19 protein-coding genes, 1 other RNA gene and 1 pseudogene are annotated in these 22,267 nt (G+C 60.4%); 12 read left to right on the top strand and 9 right to left on the bottom strand.

Annotation, left to right across the window (positions count from 1 at the left end; translation table 11 throughout):
* Positions 1-14: 14 nt before the first annotated feature.
* Genes LNV09_RS07665 through gyrA form a run of 5 tightly spaced genes read right to left on the bottom strand, consistent with a single transcriptional unit; the run spans position 15 to position 6,458 of the window.
* Positions 15-911 carry a prephenate dehydrogenase gene (locus tag LNV09_RS07665; RefSeq protein ID WP_263556502.1) on the bottom strand — a complete coding sequence of 299 codons (897 nt, stop codon included), beginning with the start codon at positions 909-911 and terminating at the stop codon, positions 15-17.
* A 6-nt stretch (positions 912-917) separates the two neighbouring features.
* Positions 918-2,021, bottom strand: a complete 1,104-nt coding sequence (pheA, locus tag LNV09_RS07660) for a prephenate dehydratase (RefSeq protein ID WP_263556501.1) — start codon at positions 2,019-2,021, stop codon at positions 918-920.
* The gene (serC, locus tag LNV09_RS07655) at positions 2,014-3,135 is read right to left on the bottom strand and encodes a 3-phosphoserine/phosphohydroxythreonine transaminase (RefSeq protein ID WP_263556500.1); all 1,122 of its coding nucleotides are present in this window, start codon (positions 3,133-3,135) and stop codon (positions 2,014-2,016) included. The genes pheA and serC overlap by 8 nt, the downstream gene beginning before the upstream one ends.
* Before the next feature lie 33 nt (positions 3,136-3,168).
* Positions 3,169-3,774 carry a DUF2059 domain-containing protein gene (locus tag LNV09_RS07650; RefSeq protein WP_263556499.1) on the bottom strand — a complete coding sequence of 202 codons (606 nt, stop codon included), beginning with the start codon at positions 3,772-3,774 and terminating at the stop codon, positions 3,169-3,171.
* Positions 3,775-3,788: 14 nt separating this feature from the next.
* Positions 3,789-6,458 (bottom strand): DNA gyrase subunit A, encoded by a 2,670-nt coding sequence (gyrA, locus tag LNV09_RS07645; RefSeq protein ID WP_263556498.1) that lies wholly within the window; start codon positions 6,456-6,458, stop codon positions 3,789-3,791.
* A 267-nt stretch (positions 6,459-6,725) separates the two neighbouring features.
* Between gyrA and ompA the strand changes: the two genes are divergently transcribed.
* The 10 genes from ompA to LNV09_RS07595 all read left to right on the top strand — a co-directional run bounded on the left by ompA (position 6,726) and on the right by LNV09_RS07595 (position 16,332).
* Entirely contained in the window at positions 6,726-7,385 is a 660-nt protein-coding gene (gene ompA, locus LNV09_RS07640) for an outer membrane protein OmpA (RefSeq protein WP_263556497.1), read from the top strand.
* Positions 7,386-7,528: 143 nt separating this feature from the next.
* On the top strand, positions 7,529-8,233 hold the full coding sequence (gene ubiG / locus LNV09_RS07635) for a bifunctional 2-polyprenyl-6-hydroxyphenol methylase/3-demethylubiquinol 3-O-methyltransferase UbiG (RefSeq protein WP_263556496.1): 705 nt from the start codon (positions 7,529-7,531) through the stop codon (positions 8,231-8,233).
* The gene (gph, locus tag LNV09_RS07630; RefSeq protein WP_263556495.1) at positions 8,230-8,928 is read left to right on the top strand and encodes a phosphoglycolate phosphatase; all 699 of its coding nucleotides are present in this window, start codon (positions 8,230-8,232) and stop codon (positions 8,926-8,928) included. Before ubiG ends, gph begins: the two co-directional genes overlap by 4 nt.
* 13 nt (positions 8,929-8,941) lie before the next feature.
* Positions 8,942-9,313: a transfer-messenger RNA gene (gene ssrA / locus LNV09_RS07625) on the top strand.
* 188 nt (positions 9,314-9,501) lie between these two features.
* Complete coding sequence (locus LNV09_RS07620) at positions 9,502-10,785, top strand: tyrosine-type recombinase/integrase (protein ID WP_263556494.1); 1,284 nt, start codon at positions 9,502-9,504, stop codon at positions 10,783-10,785.
* A gap of 591 nt (positions 10,786-11,376) precedes the next feature.
* A complete protein-coding gene (locus LNV09_RS07615; protein WP_263556493.1) occupies positions 11,377-12,210 on the top strand; it encodes a peptidoglycan recognition protein family protein in 834 nt (277 codons plus the stop codon).
* Between the two features lie 665 nt (positions 12,211-12,875).
* Positions 12,876-13,406, top strand: coding sequence for a single-stranded DNA-binding protein (locus LNV09_RS07610; protein ID WP_263556492.1), 531 nt, complete (start codon positions 12,876-12,878; stop codon positions 13,404-13,406).
* 22 nt (positions 13,407-13,428) lie between these two features.
* Positions 13,429-14,292: a DUF932 domain-containing protein gene (locus LNV09_RS07605; RefSeq protein WP_263556491.1), complete on the top strand. Its 864-nt coding sequence runs from the start codon at positions 13,429-13,431 to the stop codon at positions 14,290-14,292.
* 254 nt (positions 14,293-14,546) lie between these two features.
* Positions 14,547-15,365, top strand: coding sequence for a ParA family protein (locus LNV09_RS07600; RefSeq protein ID WP_263556490.1), 819 nt, complete (start codon positions 14,547-14,549; stop codon positions 15,363-15,365).
* Positions 15,349-16,332 carry a ParB/RepB/Spo0J family partition protein gene (locus tag LNV09_RS07595; RefSeq protein WP_263556489.1) on the top strand — a complete coding sequence of 328 codons (984 nt, stop codon included), beginning with the start codon at positions 15,349-15,351 and terminating at the stop codon, positions 16,330-16,332. The genes LNV09_RS07600 and LNV09_RS07595 overlap by 17 nt, the downstream gene beginning before the upstream one ends.
* Positions 16,333-16,370: 38 nt before the next feature.
* On the opposite strand, the gene LNV09_RS07590 is transcribed toward LNV09_RS07595, so the two are convergent.
* The gene (locus LNV09_RS07590; RefSeq protein ID WP_263556488.1) at positions 16,371-16,976 is read right to left on the bottom strand and encodes a DEAD/DEAH box helicase; all 606 of its coding nucleotides are present in this window, start codon (positions 16,974-16,976) and stop codon (positions 16,371-16,373) included.
* Between LNV09_RS07590 and LNV09_RS07585 the strand changes: the two genes are divergently transcribed.
* Positions 16,975-17,829, top strand: coding sequence for a hypothetical protein (locus LNV09_RS07585; protein ID WP_263556487.1), 855 nt, complete (start codon positions 16,975-16,977; stop codon positions 17,827-17,829). The genes LNV09_RS07590 and LNV09_RS07585 overlap by 2 nt on opposite strands.
* On the top strand, positions 17,778-18,548 hold the full coding sequence (locus LNV09_RS07580) for a DNA/RNA non-specific endonuclease (RefSeq protein ID WP_263556486.1): 771 nt from the start codon (positions 17,778-17,780) through the stop codon (positions 18,546-18,548). Before LNV09_RS07585 ends, LNV09_RS07580 begins: the two co-directional genes overlap by 52 nt.
* Before the next feature lie 31 nt (positions 18,549-18,579).
* On the opposite strand, the gene LNV09_RS07575 is transcribed toward LNV09_RS07580, so the two are convergent.
* The 3 genes and pseudogenes from LNV09_RS07575 to LNV09_RS07565 all read right to left on the bottom strand — a co-directional run bounded on the left by LNV09_RS07575 (position 18,580) and on the right by LNV09_RS07565 (position 22,077).
* Positions 18,580-19,632, bottom strand: a complete 1,053-nt coding sequence (locus tag LNV09_RS07575) for an LPD7 domain-containing protein (RefSeq protein WP_263556485.1) — start codon at positions 19,630-19,632, stop codon at positions 18,580-18,582.
* A gap of 11 nt (positions 19,633-19,643) precedes the next feature.
* Positions 19,644-20,312, bottom strand: coding sequence for an OmpA family protein (locus LNV09_RS07570; RefSeq protein WP_263556484.1), 669 nt, complete (start codon positions 20,310-20,312; stop codon positions 19,644-19,646).
* 25 nt (positions 20,313-20,337) lie between these two features.
* Positions 20,338-22,077: pseudogene (locus LNV09_RS07565) on the bottom strand (type IV secretory system conjugative DNA transfer family protein).
* Positions 22,078-22,267: the final 190 nt, after the last annotated feature.

The raw sequence follows: 22,267 nt of genomic DNA, 5'->3' as shown, positions 1-22,267 counted from the left end.
CGGGCCTGAGGGCCTTATTTAGGCTGACGCGACACGGCAGATGGCAGTTGCCATTGCGCGCGGGCTTCCGAAATCAAACGAATGCGGGTTTCGAGCCCTGATGCATCGTCGTCCTTCAACAGCGCCTCAATCGCGTCCAAGGCCTGACGAAAGCGCTGCGACTGGATCAAGACCTCGGCCTTGTTGGCCATCAGGATGTCGCGCCAGACGGTCGGATCACTCGCGGCTATGCGGGTGAAGTCTCGAAAGCCCGGGCCGGCCAGACTCAGATAATCTCGCCCAGCCGGCTGGGCCGCGACCGACTGAAAGTAGGCGTATGCGAGCAGATGCGGCAGGTGGCTGACGGCGGCGAAGGCGGCGTCATGATTTTCCGGCGTCATCTTGAGCACTCTGGCACCCAGCGCCGACCAGACATCGGTCGCGCGCTGCACCAGTTCCGCATTGGTCTGCGGCAAGGGCGTCAAGATGACTTGGCAGTCGGCATACAGCCCGGCGTCAGCGTTTTGCACGCCGCCGGACTCTTTGCCGGTGATCGGGTGCGCGGGAACAAAAGCATCGATGTGCTTGCCCAGGGCCCGCTTAGCTGCGCTGACCACATCGCCCTTGGTCGAGCCGACGTCCATGACCAGCACATTCGGGTTGACCATATGGCGAATCGCCTTCAGCGTCGATTCGGTCGCCGACACCGGCACGGCAATCAGCACAAGATCCGAACCCGATACGGCCAAGAGTGCTGACTCGGCTGCCACATCGATGACGCCCAGGCGTTTGGCTAGGTCGGTGGTCGATGGTGACTTGCTATAGCCGACCACCCGTTTGACCAGGCCCGCCTTTTTGAGCCCCAAAGCGAAGGAGCCGCCCATCAAGCCGCAACCAATGACGCCGAGCTGGTTGAAAAGCATCGCGGCCATCCCGCCTCAGGCCTTCAAGGGGTAGGAGCCGATCACCTTGAAAAAGGCACTCAACTCTCGCAACTCGGCCAGTGCGGCGGCCACATTGGGCTGCGAGGGATGACCGTCCAGATCGATGTAGAAGTAGTAGTCCCACTGGCCGGTACGGGCCGGGCGTGACTCCAGCCGTGTCATCGACACGCCGTGGGTCTTCAACGGCACCAAGAGGTCATGCATCGCGCCGGGCCGGTTCGGCACCGAGACGATCAGGCTGGTGCAATCATGCGCCGACGCTGGAGGTGTGGCCATGGTCTGCGGCAAGCAGATAACGGCAAAGCGCGTGCGGTTATAGGCTTCATCCTGCACCGCATGGGCAACGATGTGCAGGCCAAAGATCGTCGAGGCACGCTCGCTGGCGATCGCGGCCCAGGCCGGGTTGGTGGCCGCCAGCCTTGCGCCTTCGGCATTGCTGGATACCGCTCGTCGCTCGGCATTGGGCAAATGCTTGGCCAGCCAGTTCTGGCATTGCGCCAGTGCTTGCGGGTGGGCCAGCACCGCCTCGATGCCGTCTTGCGAGTTGTCCAGCCGCATCAGGTTGTGCCGGATCAACAAGCTGACTTCACCGACCACATGGGTGGGGGTGTGCAAGAACAAATCCAGCGAGCGCGTCACCACGCCTTCGGTCATGTTCTCAACGCCGACCACGCCGTATTGCGCGCTGCCCGAGGCGGTGGCGTGGAAGACCTCATCAAAGCTATTGCAATAAATCAGATCGGCCGCGCCGCCGAAATATTCGATCGCGGCCTGCTCGCAAAACGTGCCCAGGGGCCCGAGGACGGCAACGCGCTGAGGCGATTCGAGTGCCAGGCAAGCGGACATGATCTCGCGCCAGATGGCGGCCACATGTTCGCCCTTGAGCGGGCCGGTGTTGGCAGTCTTGATCTTCTCTATCACCTGGGCGACGCGGTCCGGGCGGAAGAAGGGCGAGCCTTCGCGGCGCTTGATCTCGCCGACCTGCTCGGCCACATGGGCGCGCTGGTTCAGCAGGGTCAGTAGCTGGGTATCGAGTGAATCGATTTGCTGGCGCAGCGCCAACAAATCGGGCGTGGCGGCGCCGCTTGTTTCAGCCATATTGAGCCTCAAAGTCCTTCAGATACGCCACCAGCGCTTGCGCGCCTTCGAGTGGCATGGCGTTATAGATCGATGCACGCATGCCGCCCACGGACTTGTGGCCCTTGAGTTGCAGCAGTTGTCGCTCTTTCGCTCCGGTCAGGAAGGCTTGAGTGAGTGTCTCGGTATTGAACTTGCCGCTCAGGTAGAACGGAATATTCATGCGCGAGCGGCAATCCGCCGCCACACGGTTTTCAAACATGGTGGAGGCGTCCAGCGCTGCGTACAGCAGCTGCGCCTTGTCGATATTGCGTTGCTCTATGGCGGCCACGCCGGTTTTGCCGGCATAGCTGAAGCGCTTGAGCCACTGGAACACCAGGCCGGCCACATAGATGCCAAAGGTTGGCGGCGTGTTGTACATGGACTTGGCCTCGGCCACCACCTTGAAGTCAAAGGCGGAAGGGCAGATACGCAGGGCATGGCCCAGCAAGTCTTCGCGCACAAAAACCAAGGTCAGGCCGGCCGGGCCGATGTTCTTCTGGGCTCCGCCAAAGGCCAAGCCGATGCGAGACCAATCCATGCTGCGCGACAGCTGCTGCGAAGAGCAATCAACCACCAGCGGTGCGGTGCTGCCCAAAGCCATCAGGTCGGGCAGTTCTTGAAATTCGACCCCGTCTATCGTCTCGTTGGAGCAGATGTGCACATAGGCGGCGTCGCCGCGCAGCTGCCACGTGGCCGGCGCGGGCAGGGTGGTGAACTTGGCTGCGGCGCCACTGGCCGCGACGCTGACATCGGCATAACGCTGCGCTTCCTCGGCGCTCTTGGCCGACCAAGAGCCGCTGACGATGACATCAACCTTGCCGCCGCGTGATAAATTCATCGGCACGATGGCGTTCTCGGCCAAGCCTCCGCCTTGCATGAACAGGATGCGGAAGTTGGCCGGCACCTGCAGCAGCTCGCGCAGGTCGCTTTCCGCCGCCGCCGCAATCGAAGTGAACTCCGCGCCACGGTGGCTCATCTCCATCACGCTCATGCCTGAGCCATGCCAGTCCAACATTTCGCCGGCCACTTGGCGCAGAACCTCTTCAGGCAAGGCGGCGGGGCCGGCGGAAAAATTAAACGGGCGAAGGCTCATCGTGTCAGGGCAAGGGGCTAGATCAAAAGAAACTTACTTCTTGGCTGGCGAGGAGGCCGGTGCGGCCGGCTTAGGCGTCACGCCCAACTGCTTGGCAATGCTTTGCTGCAGAGTCTTGAACTTGGTGTCCAGCGATGGACCGACTTCGGCCATCAGTTTTTGGCCCAGGGCGTTTTGCATTTCGGCACCGAGCTGCTGGTACTTCTTGCTGGCGGGCGACTCCAGCCAAACGATGATTTGCTTGAGCTCTTCGTCGCTGAATTTCTCGTCCAGCATCGGTGCCCAGACGCTGGCCGACATCTTGGCGCCCTTGTCCTTCACCATCGGCACTGCCTCGTCGACAAACTTGCGCACCTCGGCTTCTATGCTCTTGGCGGTGGCTTCGCGCTTCTCGGCAGGCACTTGCGTTTGCAGGGCCTGGCCAGCACCTTGCATCAACTGGCCCACCGGCTGCTGAATCAGCATGCGGGCAATGTTTTCGACGCCGGGTTGCTGCAGCTGAATCAGCTTGGCAATCAATTCCTTCTTGGCGGCCGATGGGGCGGTGGCAGCCGGCGTGGCAGCAGGCGCTGTGGTCGCCGCCTGGGCGAAGCCGGTGTTAACGCAAACTGCGAGGGCCGCTGTGGCCAAAATCTTCATGGACTTGTTCAAGCTTATTCCTTGTTAGCGTCGTCAAGAGCGCCACCGTCTTCGGTGGCTGCGCCGTCTGGGGTTTCTGTGTCTACAGCATTGCCTTCATTCGCATCGTTTTCGACGATGCGTTGCAGGCCCGACAGTTTAGAGCCGTCGTCGAGTGCAATCAGCGTCACGCCTTGGGTGGCGCGACCGAGTTCACGGATTTCCGACACGCGGGTGCGCACCAGTACGCCGCGGTCAGTGATCAGCATGATTTCGTCATCCGGTCGCACCAAGGTCGCAGCTACCACGCGGCCATTGCGCTCGGTTTGCTGGATCGCGATCATGCCCTTGGTGCCACGGCCGTGGCGGGTGTACTCAAGGATGTTGGTGCGCTTGCCGTAGCCGTTTTCGGTGGCCGTCAGCACCGACTGCGTGCCGTCATTTTCGGCCACCAGCATCGCGATCAAGCGTTGCTCGGGCTCCAACATCATGCCGCGCACGCCGCGAGCTGTGCGGCCCAGCGAGCGCACATCATCCTCATCGAAGCGCACCGCCTTGCCGCCGTCGCTGAACAGCATCACATCGTGCTTGCCATCGGTCAGCGCGGCACCGATCAGGTGGTCGCCTTCGTCCAGCGCGATCGCGATGATGCCGGACTTGCGTGGGTTGGCGAAGTCTTCCAGCGAGGTTTTCTTGACCGTGCCCAAGGCCGTGGCCATGAAGATGAAATGGCCTTCAGGGAAGACGCGGAATTCACCCGTCAGCGGCAGCACGACGGTGATTTTCTCGTCCTGTTGCAGCGGGAACATATTGACGATGGGCTTGCCGCGCGACGCGCGCGAGCCCTGCGGCACTTCCCAGACCTTGAGCCAATAGACGCGGCCACGGTTGCTGAAGCACAGCAGCCAGTCATGCGTGTTGGCAATGAAGAGCTGGTCGACCCAGTCGTCATCCTTGGTTTGCGTCGCTTGCTTGCCGCGGCCGCCGCGCTTTTGCGCCCGGTATTCGCTCAGTGCCTGGCTCTTGATATAGCCGGTGTGCGAGAGCGTCACCACCATATCGGTCGGCGTGATCAAGTCCTCGGTGCCGAGTTCTTGCGGGTTGTGCTCGATCGAGCTGCGGCGTGCGCCGATCTTGGTTTGGCCGAACTCGAGGCGAACCTGTGTCAGCTCATCGGTGATGATGGCGGTGACACGAGCCGGCTTGGCCAGGATGTCGAGCAAATCGGCGATTTGCGCCATCACTTCGCGGTATTCGGCGACGATCTTGTCCTGCTCCAGGCCGGTCAAGCGCTGCAGACGCATCTGCAGAATTTCGCCGGCTTGCTCGTCCGACAGCCGGTACAGGCCATCGCTCTGCAGGCCATAGGCCGGTGGCAGGCCTTCCGGGCGGTAGGCATTGCGGCCGCCTTCCGTGTCCCCCTCGGCGCGTGCCAGCATCTCCCGCACCAGCGAGGAGTCCCAGCTCTTGGCCATCAAAGCGGCCTTGGCGACAGGCGGCGTCGGCGAGGCCTTGATGGTGGCGATGAACTCGTCGATATTGGCCATCGCAACGGCCAGACCTTCCAGCACATGGCCGCGGTCGCGGGCCTTGCGCAGCTCGAAGATTGTGCGGCGCGTCACCACTTCACGGCGATGCTCCAGGAAGACGATGATCAGCTCTTTCAGATTGCACAGCTTGGGCTGGCCGTCAATCAGCGCCACCATATTCATGCCGAAGGTGTCTTGCAGCTGAGTCTGTTTGTACAGATTGTTCAGCACCACCTCGGGCACTTCGCCGCGCTTGAGCTCGATCACCACCCGCATGCCGGACTTGTCGCTCTCGTCCTGGATGTGGCTGATGCCTTCGATCTTCTTCTCGTGCACCAGCTCGGCGATGCGCTCGAGCAAGGTCTTCTTGTTGACCTGATAGGGGATCTCGTCAACGATGATCGACTGGCGCGAGCCCTTGTCGATGTCCTCGAAGTGAACCTTGGCGCGCATCACTACCTTGCCGCGGCCGGTGCGGTAGCCATCGCGCGCACCGGACAAGCCGTAGATGATGCCGGCAGTCGGGAAGTCCGGTGCCGGGATGATTTCCATCAACTCGTCAATGGTGACATCCGGGTTCTTCAGCGCATGCAAGCAGGCGTCGATGACCTCGTTGAGGTTGTGCGGCGGGATATTGGTCGCCATGCCGACGGCAATGCCGGTCGAGCCATTGACCAGCAAACTCGGCAACCTTGTGGGTAATACCAGCGGCTCACTTTCCGAGCCGTCATAGTTGGGTCCGAAATTGACGGTTTCCTTGTCAATATCGGCGAGCATTTCATGCGCGATTTTCGCCAAACGAATTTCGGTATATCGCATCGCGGCGGCGTTATCGCCGTCGACCGAGCCGAAATTACCCTGGCCATCCACCAACATATGGCGCATCGAGAAATCTTGCGCCATCCGCACGATGGTGTCATACACCGCGGTGTCGCCGTGCGGGTGATATTTACCAATCACATCGCCGACGATACGGGCGGATTTTTTATAAGGTCGATTCCAATCATTATTGAGCACGTGCATCGCGAAGAGCACGCGTCTATGCACCGGCTTGAGGCCGTCACGTGCATCGGGTAGAGCACGACCAACAATCACGCTCATCGCGTAATCGAGGTATGAACGCCGCATTTCCTCTTCGAGGCTGATGGGCAATGTTTCCTTGGCGAACTGGGTCATGCGCTTTGTGCTCGGCCCGCACCCAGCGGGAGCGGCCTGCATCGTTGGGGACAGGAACTGGCATTCTAAAGGCCTGCGGCTGTCGCAGCGACGCAACATCACCACTAACCTTCACATCAAGCACCGCCACAATACGAAGTTATCGGTGCCCTATGGCACAATCGATGAGTCCCTAGGAGAAACCCGTACTGCGGGAGTTTCCGAGGTTTTTTTGTTCCAGTACTAGGCAATCGCAGGGCAACTGCGGCATTCCTTGAGAGGAGAATCATGAAGAAATTGAATCGAGTGGCGTCGCTTTTCGCTATCGCAGCGGTTGCCGCGTCCGGCGCCTTCGCGCAGACCACGCAGCAAACCATTGATAACTGGCGCGCTACTGATGGCACCGCTGTCAAGAACGGTACCAACGAGCTGTGCTGGCGCGATAGCAACTGGACGCCTGCTACGGCACTCCAGGAATGCGATGGTGCGTTGAAGCCAGCTGTCAAGGCTGCTCCAGTTGAGCCAACACCTCCTCCAGTGGTGGCTCCTGTTGCACCGAAGCCAGTGGTTGTGCCTCCAAAGCCAACCAGCGAGAAGGTGACTTTCGCTGCTGACGCATTCTTCGACTTCGACAAGTCGGTGTTGAAGCCAGAAGGCAAGGCCGTGTTGGCTGACCTGTACGGCAAGACCAAGGCTCTGAATCTGGAAGTCATCATTGCCGTGGGTCACACTGACTCGATCGGCACTGAAGAGTACAACCAGAAGCTGTCGGTCCGTCGCTCCGAAGCCGTCAAGGCCTATTTGGTGAGCTTGGGCGCAGAGAAGAACCGCGTCTACACCGAAGGCAAGGGCAAGAAGGCTCCTGTTGCTGACAACAAGACTGCCGAAGGCCGTGCTAAGAACCGTCGTGTTGAGATCGAAGTGGTCGGTACACGCGACACCAAGTAATCAGCCGACAAGCGCCCAAGCGCTTGAATGCTGAAATTGAAAGCCCCGCTGATGCGGGGCTTTTTCGTTTGTGTAAGCAGTTGGCGCTCTAGATTCAAAACCTGCTTGCCAACTTGCTGGTATCAACCCGCTACGATTGCGCCATGATGATCAATGCAGACCCACTAGAGCTTGCCAAATTTGGCGACTTGGCCCACCGCTGGTGGGACACCGAGAGCGAATTCAAGCCACTCCATCAAATCAATCCACTGCGCCTGGACTGGATTTGCAGCCTCAGCCCTTTGGGTGGCAAGCAAGCGCTGGATGTCGGCTGCGGCGGCGGAATTTTGAGTGACTCGATGGCCCGACGAGGCGCGCAGGTGCTGGGCATTGACCTTGCAAGCAAGGCGCTCAAAGTAGCGCAGTTGCACGCAATGGAAGCCGGCACCGAGGGGATTGACTACCGCGAAATAGCCGTGGAAGCGCTGGCCGCCGAGCGTCCTGCCAGTTTCGATGTCGTGACTTGCATGGAAATGCTTGAGCATGTGCCCGACCCCGCCTCGGTCGTGCGTGCTTGCGCCGAATTGGTCAAGCCGGGCGGCTGGGTGTTTTTGTCGACCCTGAATAGAAACGTTAAATCGTTTTTGTTCGCGATTCTTGGCGCCGAATACCTGCTCAAGATGCTGCCGGCCGGCACGCATGAATATGCGCGCTTTTTGCGCCCCTCCGAATTGGCGCAGTTCTGCCGTGATGCGGGTCTGGATTTGCAATGCAGCCGTGGCCTGAGCTACAACCCCTTGAATCAGCGCTACAGCCTAGGCTCGGATACCGACGTCAACTACCTGCTGGCCTGCCGCAGGCCGCTATGAACTCGGCTTTCTTTCAAAAATGGCAAGATTCACCTAGCGCCGTGCAAGCGCTGCTGTTCGATTTAGATGGCACTCTGGTTGACAGCGCGCCGGATCTGGCAGGTGCCGCCAACGAAATGCGTCTAAACCGGGGCTTGGCGGCCTTGCCGCTTGAGGCCTTGCGGCCCATGGTGGGAGCCGGTGCGCGCGGGATGTTGGGTGTGGCGCTGCAAATCACGCCCGCTGACGGTGAATATGAGGCCGCCAGAGTCGAGTTTCTGGACCGTTACGAAGCCCGCATTGCGCAAGAAACACGGCTGTTCGACCAGGTCCTGGAGCTGTTGGATTCGCTGCAACTCGCCGGCATCCCCTGGGGTATTGTGACCAATAAGGCCGAGCGGTTTGCGCTACCTTTGACCCGCCACCTCGGCCTGCACGGCGCTGCTTTTGCTGTCATTGGCGGCGACACTACCGAGCATGCCAAACCGCACCCGGCGCCGCTGCTGGAGGCGGCCAAGCGCGGCGGGATCGATCCACAGCGTTGCGTCTATGTGGGCGACGATGAGCGTGACATCATTGCCGGTCGCGCCGCGGGCATGGGCACGGCTGCCGCCGGCTGGGGATATTTGGGCAATGGCAAGCCGATTGAGGCCTGGAATGCCGATATTGTTCTTTCTTCACCCGTCGGGATCTTGAAATTGCTCGGATTGACCTAAAATGCAAGGCTCTGGGGCCGACCAGGTTTCGACGTGGGTGCGGATCCGGAGTAGGGCATGCCGAGCACCAGTTCGCTCGTAAAACCACTGGAAACAAAGTAACTGCAAACGACTCTACGTTCGCACTCGCCGCTTAATTGCGCGTGAGCTTCTCAACGGTTGGCCAATGGGCCGGGCTTAAGTCGCAAGGCTGAAGGCTGAGAAGTCATTCACATTGGCTGGTTCTGCATCGGGTTACAAGGTGTGGAACGAGATTAAGTGACTGGCGGGAAGGATAGCGTGCCACTGCGCGATTCAACCGTGAGATTCAAATCAGACGGCTAAGCATGTAGAACTGCCCGGTGATGGCTTGCGGACGGGGGTTCAATTCCCCCCGGCTCCACCAATTTAGCATCCCAGGGGATGTAAGAAAGTAGAAATGCCCAAGTAAATCAACGACTTGGGCATTTTTTTCGTCCAAAAATGTTCAAGGAGATGTGGGGGCATCTCTTGCCATTGGGGGCAACTTTGGGGGCAAGTCTAAAATTGGGGAAAACTGGCTTTGCAGTTGCCCCCAATTGAAGGATTTCTCCCATGGCAAACGACAAACTGAGCGACATGCAGCTGCGCAAGGCGAAGCCTGGTGAAAAGCCCATAAAGCTGGCGGATGGAGGCGGGCTGTATCTCGAAGTGCAACCTAGTGGGGCCAAATATTGGCGTTTGAAATACCGCATCGCCGGCGTCGAAAAACGGCTGAGCTTGGGGGTCTATCCTGCGATTGGCCTGAAGGAAGCCAGGAGCAAGGCCGAAGACGCGCGCAAGCTGGTTCGGGATGGCACTGATCCGAGTGAGCATCGACAGACCCTGAAGGCAGAAATCCTGAATAGGCGTGAGGTCGATCGACTGGCTGACGAGGGTTTGCCTCCGTTGGGGTCTTTTGAAAATGTTGCCAGAGACTGGCTCAAGACCGTTCATGAGGTGAAAGTCAGCCCTGGCCACGCGCAGCGAACTCAGATCCGCCTGGAGCAAGACGCCTTCCCATGGATTGGAAGGCGGCCGATAGGCGAGATTGAGGCGCCCGAACTATTGTTGATGCTGCGCCGGGTAGAAAGTCGGGGCGCTATCGAAACAGCCCATCGGGTCAAGGATGCCTGTGGCCAGGTCTTCCGGTACGGCGTAGCGACCGGCGCTTGCCAGCGTAACCCGGCGGCGGATCTACGTGACGCGATGCGGCCGGTGCAGACGCGCCATCATGCGGCAATCACCGACCCCGTCCTGGTTGGCAAACTCTTGTGTGATATCCGAGCCTACCAAGGCCACCCGGTGACTCGCATCGCTTTGGAGTTGTCTGCGCTGCTCTTGCTTCGGCCGGGAGAATTGCGCAATATGGAATGGGCTTGGGTTGATCTTCCTGGTGGCACGGTGACACTCCCGCCCGAAGTGATGAAACGCAAGAAGTCAGACAAGGTGGACGGTCCGCCACATTTGGTGCCGCTTGCATCGCAGGCCTCTGAATTGCTGTGTGAATTGCAACGGCTTACCGGCGGCGGCCGCTATGTGTTTCCGGCGCTGACGACCAGCCAGCGCTGCATGAGCGAGAACACCGTGCGCAGTGCATTGCGGCGTTTGGGCTACGGCAATGACGATATGACGGCGCATGGATTCAGGGCGACCGCCAGAACAATGATCGCTGAACGTTTGAGTATCGAGCCTCAGGTCATTGAAGCGCAGTTGGCACATGCCGTTCCAGACGCGCTTGGGCGAGCCTATAACCGCACGCAGTACCTAGAGCAGCGCAAAACCATGATGCAGGCTTGGGCCAATTACCTCGATCAACTCTGGGCTGGCGCGCAAGCAGGAAATCTGAGGGTTGTCTGAGGGAACATGCCGATCGGCGCATACCATGCCTCCACCTTCTAGATGTTTATCGACTCCACTCGGCGACTGATATGGCTGCCAGGCACCTAATATCCCCGCCGTGGGGCCCGTCCGTCTTGAAGCCGTCAGCGATTAAACGCCGCTCACGCCGAAGTGTCGGTGGACCACTTCAGGCTGCCAGCTGCCGTTCACTTTTGGCAAGCCGGCGGCCGCTCCAGCCGGGACCGGCCATTGAGCACTTCGTTGGACGAATGTCTGCAGCACCTCCCGAAGCTGCCAATCAGAAAGTTTCCAGCGCGGCACCATTTGGGCACGAGGCTCTGACTGATGAACGTCAGCTTTCACAAGCTGCGTATTGGCATCAAGGCGCCGCTAGCGTAACCGGAGAGCGTGCCCGTGAAGTGCTGCTCTGTGCCCAAAGCCTAAGTACAACTCGAGGGTTGACGGTCCACTGGAGCGATTGCCGTCCGTACGTTGCTGTGGCCTAACATATGCCTTAGTCTGCCGCGGGCCAGTCCACGGTCGCGCCTCACTGGGGAAAACGTCATGCATCTAAGTAGCCCTCTCAAGAAGGGGTCGGAAGACCCTTACGTGAAGACTGCCCAGCAGCAGCTCATCGCGCTGGGATACAGCCTCCCCCGCTATGGCGCGGACGGTGACCTTGGGGACGAGACGCTGAGAGCTTATGGCGAGTTCCTCGTTCTGGAGGGGATGCGAGCACCAACCGACGAGGTACCTAAGAGCATCACGGTCCCTGGAGCAGCGGCGCTTGACCGGGCATTCACAGGCATCCCGCCGGTTGTTCAAGGCCACAAGTACTTCGATGAGCGCAACAAGCATCCGCACGACGGCCGCTCGAAGTCCTACCCGTATATGAAGTGGAGCGAGGTCAAGGCAATCGTTCTCCACCAGACTGCGACGCAGCTCGGCGAGAAGCCTGAGCGTTGGCACAGCGTCCCGATTCACTTCGGAATCACACGAAGCGGGAAGACCATTCAGCTCTACGACCTGACGGAGGTGTGCAACCACGCAGGCAACTTCAACCGTTGGACCGTGGGAGTCGAAATCGACGGCTGGTTTGCAGGCGTCGAAGGTCGTGCGGAAACACTCTGGCAGCCCAAACCGCCTGCCCCGAAGCGAACGGCGATGAACCTGCCGGCAGCTCAAGCCGATGCGGCAAGAGCTTGCGTAAAACGAATCATCGACATCGTGGCTGCCAATGGGGGCAAGGTAACTCACATTCATCCACATCGTCAGTCGAGCGGAGACCGCCAGTCAGACCCTGGTTCGCTGATTTGGCAGGCAGTTGGACTGTGGGCACAGCAGCAGTTCGGTCTCTCTGACGGTGGGAAGAGCTACAAGATTGACACCGGTCGCACTATCCCCGTCGACTGGGACAGCAGGTACGCCGGCAACAAGTATTGAGTTCGGACTGGGTCCGCGCCTTGCAGGACTGCCACTGTCTGGCTACCCTTATTGACGCGGCCCGCGCCCATGCCAGCGGATCGCGGGCATTGTTTCTTCAAGCTGCGCTTGAACAAGCCCGCTTGACGAACTGGTCGGCACTCCGCGCGCACGGTTGCACCGCACTTGCTGCGCACCGGCCAGATCGCCACCCCTGGCATTCGCCAAGCCCGAAGCCGGGCCGCAGGTAAATTCAATTTGAAGTGATCGGTCCGGCTCGACCGTCGCGCCAGTCGCTGCCTGAAGTCAGCTTGATGGCACGCCGGTCGCATCAGGCGCCGGACCTCAAATCCTGACGGGCGCTGCGCGGCAAGCTCTGCGCCAGGCGAGCTGTCACATCTCTTGCTGAACTGCGCGTCCGAATGATTCGGCAGCCATCAGCGCCAGCATGTCGCCCACCGCGATCCCCCCACGCACCCCCGTCCCTTGTGAGGGGGACTTGTGGGGGGATCTCAATACGGTGGGCCGGGAAGCTGGCTCACCAGTAAGGCTGCGTAAACCCCAAAAAACCAATACCGCCCACCCTCCGCCCGCCCCCGGGCGGGAACGAGGAGTCCGAGCAAGAGGATCAGTTATCAGGCTCACCAAAACGGTGGCCGGCTGAATTCTTGAGCAAGGAGCCCATCATGGCTTTCGTTCGTGTGGAGCAGCGCAATGCGCATCTGGCCGGCTCGGTGAAGCTGGAATTCGTCAATGGCCGCGAAGGCAAGATCGCCAAGGCCACGCTGACCGCCATCAGCAACGCCCGGCGCGGCAGCGGGGAAGGGCGCGAAGAAGATGCCACCGCCATTCTGTGGACGCTCTGGGGCAAGCAAGCCGAGAACGCCGCCGAGTACCTGGGCAAGGGCAGCCACGTCAACATCGTCGGCCGCCTGCGCAATAACAACTACCAGGACAACGAGGGCAGCGAGGTCTACGCACTGAACTTCAGCTGCGAGGAAATCGACTACCTCGACAGCCGCGCAGCCTCCGAAGCCCGGCGCGCCAAGCAGGAAGGCGGGGAAGTAGTACCGGCCGAGGACCAGCCGATGCCGTCCAACGTCGCCAAGAACGCAACACGCAGCCGCAAAGCTCGCAGCGAGGCCGACAGCCTTCAATCGGCAGCTAACGCTTCAGCGCCAAGCACGGGCGGGGCGCCGCTGCGTTCCGCCTGCTGATCAACCCCGTCAAGGAACCATCATGCAAACCCAAGCCACACTAGCCACCCGCTTTGCCCGCAATACCTTTGTGATGCGCAGCGATACCCCCTTGGCCGAGGATCAGATGCGCCGGGCCGCGCCGTCGATCTTCGCCACCGGCAAGCACAACAGCCGCTCCAAGCGCTACACCTACATTCCGACCATCGAGGTGCTGCGCGGCCTGCGTCGCGAAGGCTTCGAGCCCTTCATGGTGGCGCAGAGCCAGAGCCGCATCGAAGGCAAGACCGAGTTCACCAAGCACATGATCCGCATGCGCTACCAGGGCCATACCGCAGGGCAACTACACGCCAAGCCCGAGGCGAACGAGATCATCATGATCAACAGCCACGACGGCGCCAGTTCCTACCAAATGCTCGCTGGAATGTTCCGTTATGTCTGTTGCAACGGCCTGATCGTTGGCACCGTCTCGAACGATATTCGCATTCCGCACAAAGGCAATATTCAGGGCGAGGTGATCGAAGGCGCGTTCCGCGTGCTGGACGACTTCGAAGCGGTTGCCGCTTCTACCGAAGGCATGAAGTCGCTGACGCTGGAGCCGGCCGAAGAGCGTGCTTTCGCGACCGCCGCCCTGGCTTTGCGTTATGGCGAGCGAGATGAAGACCAAGCGCCGGCACCGGTCACGGCCGATCAATTGACCGAGGCCCGGCGTTTTGAGGATCAGGGCCCCAGTCTTTGGCTGGCCATGAATCGGATTCAAAGCAATGTGATGCAGGGTGGTCAGGCGGGCCGCACGGTGCAGGGCCGGCGCACCCATACCCGGCCGGTCGGCAGCATCGACCGCACTGTCAGCTTGAACCGCGCGTTGTGGGTACTGGCCGAGGAGATGCGCAAGCTCAAGAACTGAGGGCGCAAGTCAAAAGGCATGCGCTGGATTTCAACCAAATTCCAGCGCTGCCTTTGATCGCTTCCGGCGCGACCATCGGCGAGAAGCTTCGTGCTTCAAAAACGCGGGCTCGCCGGCACCGCCGACTCGCCCAAACCCGGTCTTTGGCCATCGAGGCCTAGTGACCGGGCAACTGTTTCTGATCGTCACCTTTTGATCGGCATTGCGATCAGTTCGGCTACCTCAAACATTGCGCACCGGCGCTGGAGAACATTGTGAAAACTCTCGTACTCGCCAACCAGAAAGGCGGCGTCGGCAAGTCCGCCGTGGCGACCTTGCTGGCCCATTACTTTGCCCAGCAAGGTCAGCGCGTGCTGGCGATCGATCTGGACCATCAGGGTAATTTCAGCAAACCCCTACGCCGCTCCGGCCGCGCTGAGTTGGCCAACGTTGGCGCTGATGCTCTGATGATTTCCAGCGCGACCTTGCTGCCGACGAAGCCCTTTGTGTTGGTGCCCAGCGCCGCCGGGCTGCTCGGTCTTGAGCGTCAGCCGGCGCTGCACAACCCCTTCGCCCGCAACTTCCGCGCGGCACTTGCCGCTGTCAATGCGCAATTCGATCTCTGCATCATCGACACCAACCCTAATCCCGATATCCGCCTGATTGCCGCCCTGGCGTCAGCCGATTTCGTGCTGTCGCCGATCCAGTTGAACCAAGAGGCGCTGGACGGCGTGGGGGCGCTGCTGAATCATGAACGCGTTGGCATTCGCAAGATCAAGGCCGTGCTCAATCCGAAGTTGAAGCTGATCGGACTGTTGCCCACGCTGGTGGAGCCGACGCCGTTCCAGCGGAGTAACTTTGCGCAGCTGATTCAGCAATACAAACCCTTGTTGATACCGGTCGGCAGCGGGCCGGGCGACTTTGCCTTCATCCCCAAGCGCTCGGCGATCGCGGAGGCGCAGGCCAATGCCGAAGTGTTGTGGGAAATGAAGAAGACCGCCGCTCGTGATGCTTGGAAGGAGATAGTCCCGAGCTTTGAGAAGATCTCCGGCATTGTTCTGTCAGCAGGTGAGCATCATGGCCTTGCAGCTTGATGATCTGGCGTTGCTTGAGGTCGAAGCCGATGTTGCTGCCGGCCTCAAGCAAGGAACACCGTTGATCTTGCCAATTGGCAGCATCGACGAAGACCCGGCGCAACCCCGGCACGAGTTCGATCTGGTCGCGTTGCAAGAGCTGGCCGACACTATCACCCTACGCGGCGTGCGCCAACCAGTATCGGTGCGCCCGCATCCCGACGCGGGTCAAGCCGGCCGCTGGATGTTGAATTTCGGCGCGCGGCGGCTGAGGGCTTCCAAGCTGGCCGGCAAGCTGGAGATTCCGGCCTTTGTGGACGTGCTGGCCGACAGTTATGACCAGGTGATCGAGAACGAGCAACGCGAAGGCTTGAAGCCTTTGGAGCTGGCCTTGTTCGTACAGGAGCGTTTGCGCTGCGGCGAAACGCAGGCAGACGTTGCCCGCCGGCTGGGCAAGAGCCGCCAGTATGTAACGCGCGTCACTGCATTGATTGAAGCCCCGCAATGGCTGCTCGACACTTACCGCGCCGGCCGGTGTCGCGGCATGAACGAGCTCTATGAGTTGCGCAAACTGCACGCCGAATCCCCGGTTCAAGTCGAGACCTGGGTCAATGAAGGCAAATCGATTACCCGCGACCGACTGCAGCTAATGCGGGCGTCACTGCTTTGCGAGCCCGAGGCCAAGCCCTTTGCCTCGCCGCCGGCCGCCGATACCGGTTCGCCAGTCGTGGCGCGCGCCGCCGCTAGCGCTGAATTCGGCCAGGCTGCAGCTCCGGCAAGGGCGCCGACAGTTGCCCCAAAACCGTCGCCAAGCTGGATTCTGCAGGCGAGCTTGGACGGAGAAATTGTTTCCATTGTTGTTGACGCCGTGCCCGAGCAAGCGGGTTGGGTTTTCGTTTGGCACGCTGCGTCCACAAGCCAACAAGCGGTGAAAGCGTCAAGGCTTGCGCTGCTAGGCTTCGTTGTGGATCCTCTGTCTAGGGATTGAGTTAGCCGGCTCCTGTTGCTATAGGGAATTTCAACGTTTCACGCCGCCACCGAAGTTCGCATGCCGGCGCCGTGGGATTTCTCGTGTCGCTCAAGCTGGTCAGCAAGCTCTCGGAACGTGCCGGAGTTGCTGGTCCACATCTGCTTGTCTCCGACTACATAGAGACGCTTCTTGGCGCGAGTCAGGGCCACATTGAGCAGGTTTGGCGCCTGTTCGTTGCCCGCGAAGAACGAAACGGCGCCTTGCTTGTCCGGATTGCCGCCCAGGAGGAGGATGACGACGTCGGCTTCCTTGCCCTGGAAGGTGTGGACGGTTCCCGTCATCTTGTAGATGTCGTCGATGTCGTTGAACTGCTGACGCAACATTGCGGTAAACGCGGAGCCGACATCCTTGTATGGCGTGATGACGTTGATGTGCCACTCGCCTCTGGCATTCTTCAACTGGCCGCCCAACGTCTTCGACTCCAGGAGCTGATGCACAAGGTCCATGGCGGCCTCACCCTGGGCCTGGACCCAATGCCCGTCGCCGGTTCCTCGGACGTCGTACCAGCAACTATGGCCAAGCCAGTCGTCGCGGTTGGTATCGTCCTCGACCCCATGGACCATGAGATTTGCGTACGCGATCTTGTTGGCCACATCGAACATGGGATTGAGGCAGCGCCGGTGCACTCGAAGTGGACTGCTGTTCAACAACCCATTTGTCGAAACGATCCGCGAGCGGTCAATTACTGACGACGAGAAGTGGCGCGAATGGACTGTCTTGTTCGCCCAAGACGCCACCAAGCATGGCGATGAAGAAATGAGTTATTTGCGCACGGCGTTCTCGAGCTTTGATGACTTCGCCAAGGCCATCGAGCTGCTGCGGTCTTCAGCGTTCGAGGCCCGCAGCAACAAGCGGTGGAGCTCTAAGTTCGTTTTTCCATTTGGACCCGACGCGATGTTTGAGGACTTGCGGATCGACTCGGGTGGAGCGAGCAATGACCGCCGGTTTTTTGCGCGCACCGGCGAGCTGCTTTATTTGATGCTCAGCCGTGCATCTCGAGGTCCGGAGCTTGGCACGCAACTCTCGCAGCGCCTTTTCAACCGAGCGGCCCCGATGAATCGTCTTGTGCGAGCGTTGCAGGGTGAACCGCAGTTGGCATCGAATGCGCGCGACGTAGGGCATCTGCCTCCCGAGTCGCATCCGCGCTTTGATCAGCTCTGCGAGGACTGGTTGGCGATCTTGGCTAAAGACATGCCGATCTACGATGCGTTAGAGCACCTGATTGCCTCGGCAGGTTTGAATCTCCTGTTGTACTTCCTCGAACAGGCCAAGGCGCAGACAGGCGATGCCGACCCCGTGGAGTTTGTATGCGAGATCGTCTCAAAAGAGCGCACCAAGATTCGTGCGCTCTCAGGCGATAGCTACCAGCTCAACCAAGGTCTTTCTCTTAAGGCAAGCGACGCATGGCGCTGTACTCGGCGGCAAATGTGGATTTTGGCGGGCGCTATGACATGAGGCGGCCACCCGACGTTTGGAGGCTGGACCCGCGCATAGCGGCGGATGCGCAGTTGACGAGCTTCTACTATGCGAACAACCAATTTGACCGGGGCCATCTGACACGCCGCGAGGATATGGAATATGGCGCGACACGCATGCAGGCTTTAGTGAGTGCAGCAGATACTTGCCACTGGACAAATTGCACGCCACAGCATGCGCAGTTCAACCAAAACAAGCAGCTGTGGCAGGGCATTGAGCGACACCTGCTTGAAGGGGCAGTTGAGCTCCAGAGCTTTCGTGCCCAAGTCATCACGGGGCCTATTTTTGACGCTGGTGACCCAAGCTGGTCGAAGTATCCGGAAATTCAATACCCGGTCAAATTCTGGAAAGTTGTCGCTGCGTTAACCGACGCGGGGCGGTTGTTCGCGACCGCAAACATCCTCGATCAGTCGGCCGTCATCGAAAAACTAGGCATTGAAAAGGCGCGCGAAGTTCCGTTCGGTGTTTTCAAGACTTTTCAGGTGCCGATTTCTGAAGTGGAGCGCCTGACTCAATTGACCTTCAATGGCGGGCCCTTGAAAAAGCCGTTTTCTTTGACAACAGTAGACCCTTTGGCGTCGGCTATTTTGAATATGCCGAAGAAACCAGGAGGGCGTTCTACTAGAGCTTTGGGTGTCGATTCCAGTCCTGCTTGGCGCCAGCTTGACGCTTTGGAGTCGATGACTGTCCCCTCCTGAATTTCAACGACCGACCGATACACGCAGCTCATCAACGACTTGGCACCGCCCGTTCCTGTCTGTGCTGCGCTTGCGGTGCAAGCGTGGGCACGGCAACCGGCCGCTGTGATGGCGCGGCCTTGTCGAAGACTTTGACCTTCAGCGTTTGCCCGGCCTGCAGCCTTTGCGCCAGGTTATCGGCAGCGGCGCTCATCACGGCCAGGCGCTGTTTTTCGGGCACATGCTTGGCAACCAGCACGGCTTCCAAGGCCGCGAGCACGGCCTTGCGGCCTCCGCCGCCGCGTGCGGATTGCTTGGCTGGGTTTGCCGTAGAGTTGCCGACATTCGCGCCGCTGGCGCCGGCAGGCAGATGTTCGATGCGATTGAGCATGCGGGCTTCGCGCTCGCGATTCAGCAGGTCCTGGTCGGCGCGCTGTGGCTCGTAGCCATGCGCCTTGATGCCGCGCAGCGAGGCTTCCAGCCAGATCAGGCGCTTGAAGTCTTCGTTGCCGGATACCCGCAAGGACTTCCAGTTACGGGACTCGGCCACGTCAACCATGGAGCGAGCGACCGATGGGTTGTTGTTGTCGGTACTTAGCTTGAAGGCGGATTCGGTGAAAGCGACCCGGCTGCTGTCGCCTCGGTAGCGGTATTCTGTGTGACCGATGCCGATCTCGCCCAACTTCAAGGGTGGGCGTTTGATCAGGTAGCGCTCCTGCAGTGTTTCGGTCAATTGCTCGGCGCGTGCCGCACGGTCTGCGGTCAGGTCGATCTTGGATGAGCTTGGCGAGTTGGCCGGTGCCGTTTGTTCAATCGGCTGCTGCTGCATCTGCCATTGCCCATTCACCTTTTCGACTGGCGTGCGCTTGCCGTCCTCGTCCACCGCATGAAAGCGACTGGCACCGAGTTGATCGGCCTTGGCGCTCATCGCTTCAAGGCCCTTGATCCGGTAGGTCACTTCAGCAAATGGATCGTAGAGTTCATAGCGGTGCCCGGCCGTTTCAGTAGCTGCTTGCTGAATTGGCAGTGTGGCGGCGTTGGCACGTTTGATGGGCTCAACACTGCCGCCGGGTTTCTGGGCTGGTCGTCCAGTTTCAGCATCCATGGGAAGTCCTTTCAGGGTTGCACTTGACCGGACAGGGTCGCCATCTGAGGCACCCAGCGGTACAGCTCGATCTCAACGCGGCGGTTCAGGCTCTGGCCATGGTTGCTGAGGTTGCCGGCCGCGTGGTCACCGGTCGGCTGCCAGGTGCTGCGAATGCGCGTGGCTTCGACGCCGGACTGGACGAGGTAATCGCGCACCGCTGCCGTGCGATCCCTTGCGATACGACTCTCGGCGGGTCGGTCTGCCAAACCGTCGGTGCGCCCGCGCAGCATGATCAAAGCGGCGCCGCGCGCTTGCTCGATCAGCTGTGCGGCCTCAGGGGCGGCCATTTTCAGCGCGGTGCTGCCGAAGGCGAAGTGCACGGTGAAGACGGCATTAGCCAGGTCGGTTGACGCGGGCTTTGGCATCACCGCCTTTTGCAGCAAGGCCAGGCTCAGCGCCAAGTCGTTGGCTTGTTGTTTCGAGAGTTCGGCGAGGCGGGTCTTGTCGTCCAAGGCCAGGCGTTTGCTGTGCAACTCGCCCTTGCAGGCCTGCAAATCGAGCGCCGTGGCCGTGTTGGCCGGGCGCTTCAAGGACTCGTCAACGCTGGGCGGCTTGGGTGGCGAACTGCAGGAGCCGAGCAGCAGCGGCGCAAGAAAAACAGCAAGCACAGAAGAGAGCAAGGGCAGGGCGGTGCGCATGGTGGGCTCCTTGGCGACTCAAAGATCAGGATTGATTGGCAAGCTCGGCTTGGGCTGATTCAGCGACTTCTTCAATCACGCCGCCCATGGCTTGCTCCGGCATGGACACGACGGTCCTGGCGAAAAAGTCATCGACGCAGGCCATGATGTCGGCCTCGCTGGCCGATTCACCTGGCAGCAGCAGATCGCTGAAGTCTTGCGCCAGTCGGTTGATGTCAAAGGCTTTGTCCGCCGGGACTTCGTCCTCGGCATAACGCCAGCGTTGCTGGACGCGGGCGAAGTGCAGGTCCATATCAATCTGCGGTACTTTCGGCGGCGGGAGCAGGCGGGTTTTGAACAGCTCGTCGCGGTGGTAGCGGATCTTTTCCGCCAGGATGGGCTTGCAGTTCTCAAAGATCACGACGAGCCGCTCGCTGCCCAGCTCCTTGAACTCTTGCGGCAGCAGCAGAGCGCGACGCTGATCGCTGTCGTTCTGGCTGACGCTGCTATGGCCATGCTCGCTGAAAGAGCGGCTGCGCCCACGCGAGGTGGCCCGTTCGGTGAAGTGACCCAGCATCGCGCTGTACTCATCGGCGTCGCGTTGCTCGCGCGGTGCATACAGAATTTGCAGGCCGTGGTTGGTGGCGAAGGTGCGCGCCTCCTTTTCGCCGTAGACCGCATCGAGCTGGGACATCGCCTGCACAACGGTCAACAAGCGCAGGTTGTAGCCGGCCAGGAAGGCGGCCGCCGACGAGATGATGCCGACCCGGCCCATCGCGGTGAATTCATCGTTGACCAGCAGGCATTGAACGGTGAGGGTCGGGTCTTGCTCGGACAGGTGCTGGGTGTTCAGGCTGACAAGTTGCGAGAAGAACAGATTCAGCAAGGGCCTGGCGTTCTGCAGGCGATTCGGCGGGATGCGCACATAGATGCTCATGCGTCGGCGCCGCAGCTCATCCAGCCGGAAGTCGTCGGCGCTGGTGGCTGCGTCCACCACGGCGTCGGCAAAGATCGTCAGCGGCGCATTGAAGGTGGCGACGATGCTGGTGAGCGTGTTCTCGGAGTTAGCCAGCAGGCGCTGCAAGGCGTCCACGCATTCATCGGAATAGGGCGCGGCGTCGCTGCGACGCTGTTCGATCAACGCCGTCAAATGACTTTTGAGCGATTGACCCTTGCCCGAGGACTGGCGCAAAAGCTCGCCGATGGTTCGAGGCAGCGCGGGCGACTCCAGCAAGAACAGACCCAGGCCGAGAAACAGGTTTCTGGCTTGATCGTTGAAGAAGGCCTCGGACGAGGTGCCGCTGCCGTCGTTCGGGAAGAAGACCTGGCCGATGGTCAACAAATCGCCGACCCGGTGCAAAGGGCTGCTGCGCACGGCGCTCAGCGGGTTTCAGCGGTGACTGCGGGCAGCGTCGTCGAAGGGCGAGAACGCAAACACGTCTTGGCCATGCGCGGCCCGAAAGCCGGCCGTGATGTCGTAGTTCTCGCCCTTGATGTCCAGCACCACGGCCGAATCGGGCCAGTGCAGCAGATTGGGGATGACCACGCCCACACCTTTGCCGCTGCGCGTGGGCGCGGACAGCATCACCGAGAGCTGGCCGGGCAGGGTCAGGAAGCTGCCCCGGTAGCGGCCGATCAGGATGCTCGGCGATGGTGTGGCCTGCCGATTCAGCAGCCCAGCACGGGCTACCTCGCCGGGATGGGCGAAACGGGCATCGCCATGCAGCCGGCGCTTTGTCTGCGTGGCCGACAGCAAGGCCGCCGGCAAGACCAGCAGTAAGCCCACGCCAGAGACCACCGTGGATGTAATCAGTTTCTTGCGCAGTAACGCGTCGTCGGCATACAGCGCCCAGTAGTGCGTGATGCTCAGCAAGCGCGCCTGGCTCGGGTTCGCCTTGTTCAACAGCAAGAAAATCACCGCCGACAGATACAGCGCCGCGCAGGCCAGCACCGCGAAGCCAAGCAGTGCAAACAAG

This window comes from Paucibacter sp. B2R-40 (assembly GCF_025717555.1).
Lineage (GTDB): Bacteria > Pseudomonadota > Gammaproteobacteria > Burkholderiales > Burkholderiaceae_C > Paucibacter_A.
The sequence above is the reverse complement of the archived record's forward strand: the minus strand, read 5'-3'. Positions and strand labels throughout refer to the sequence as shown.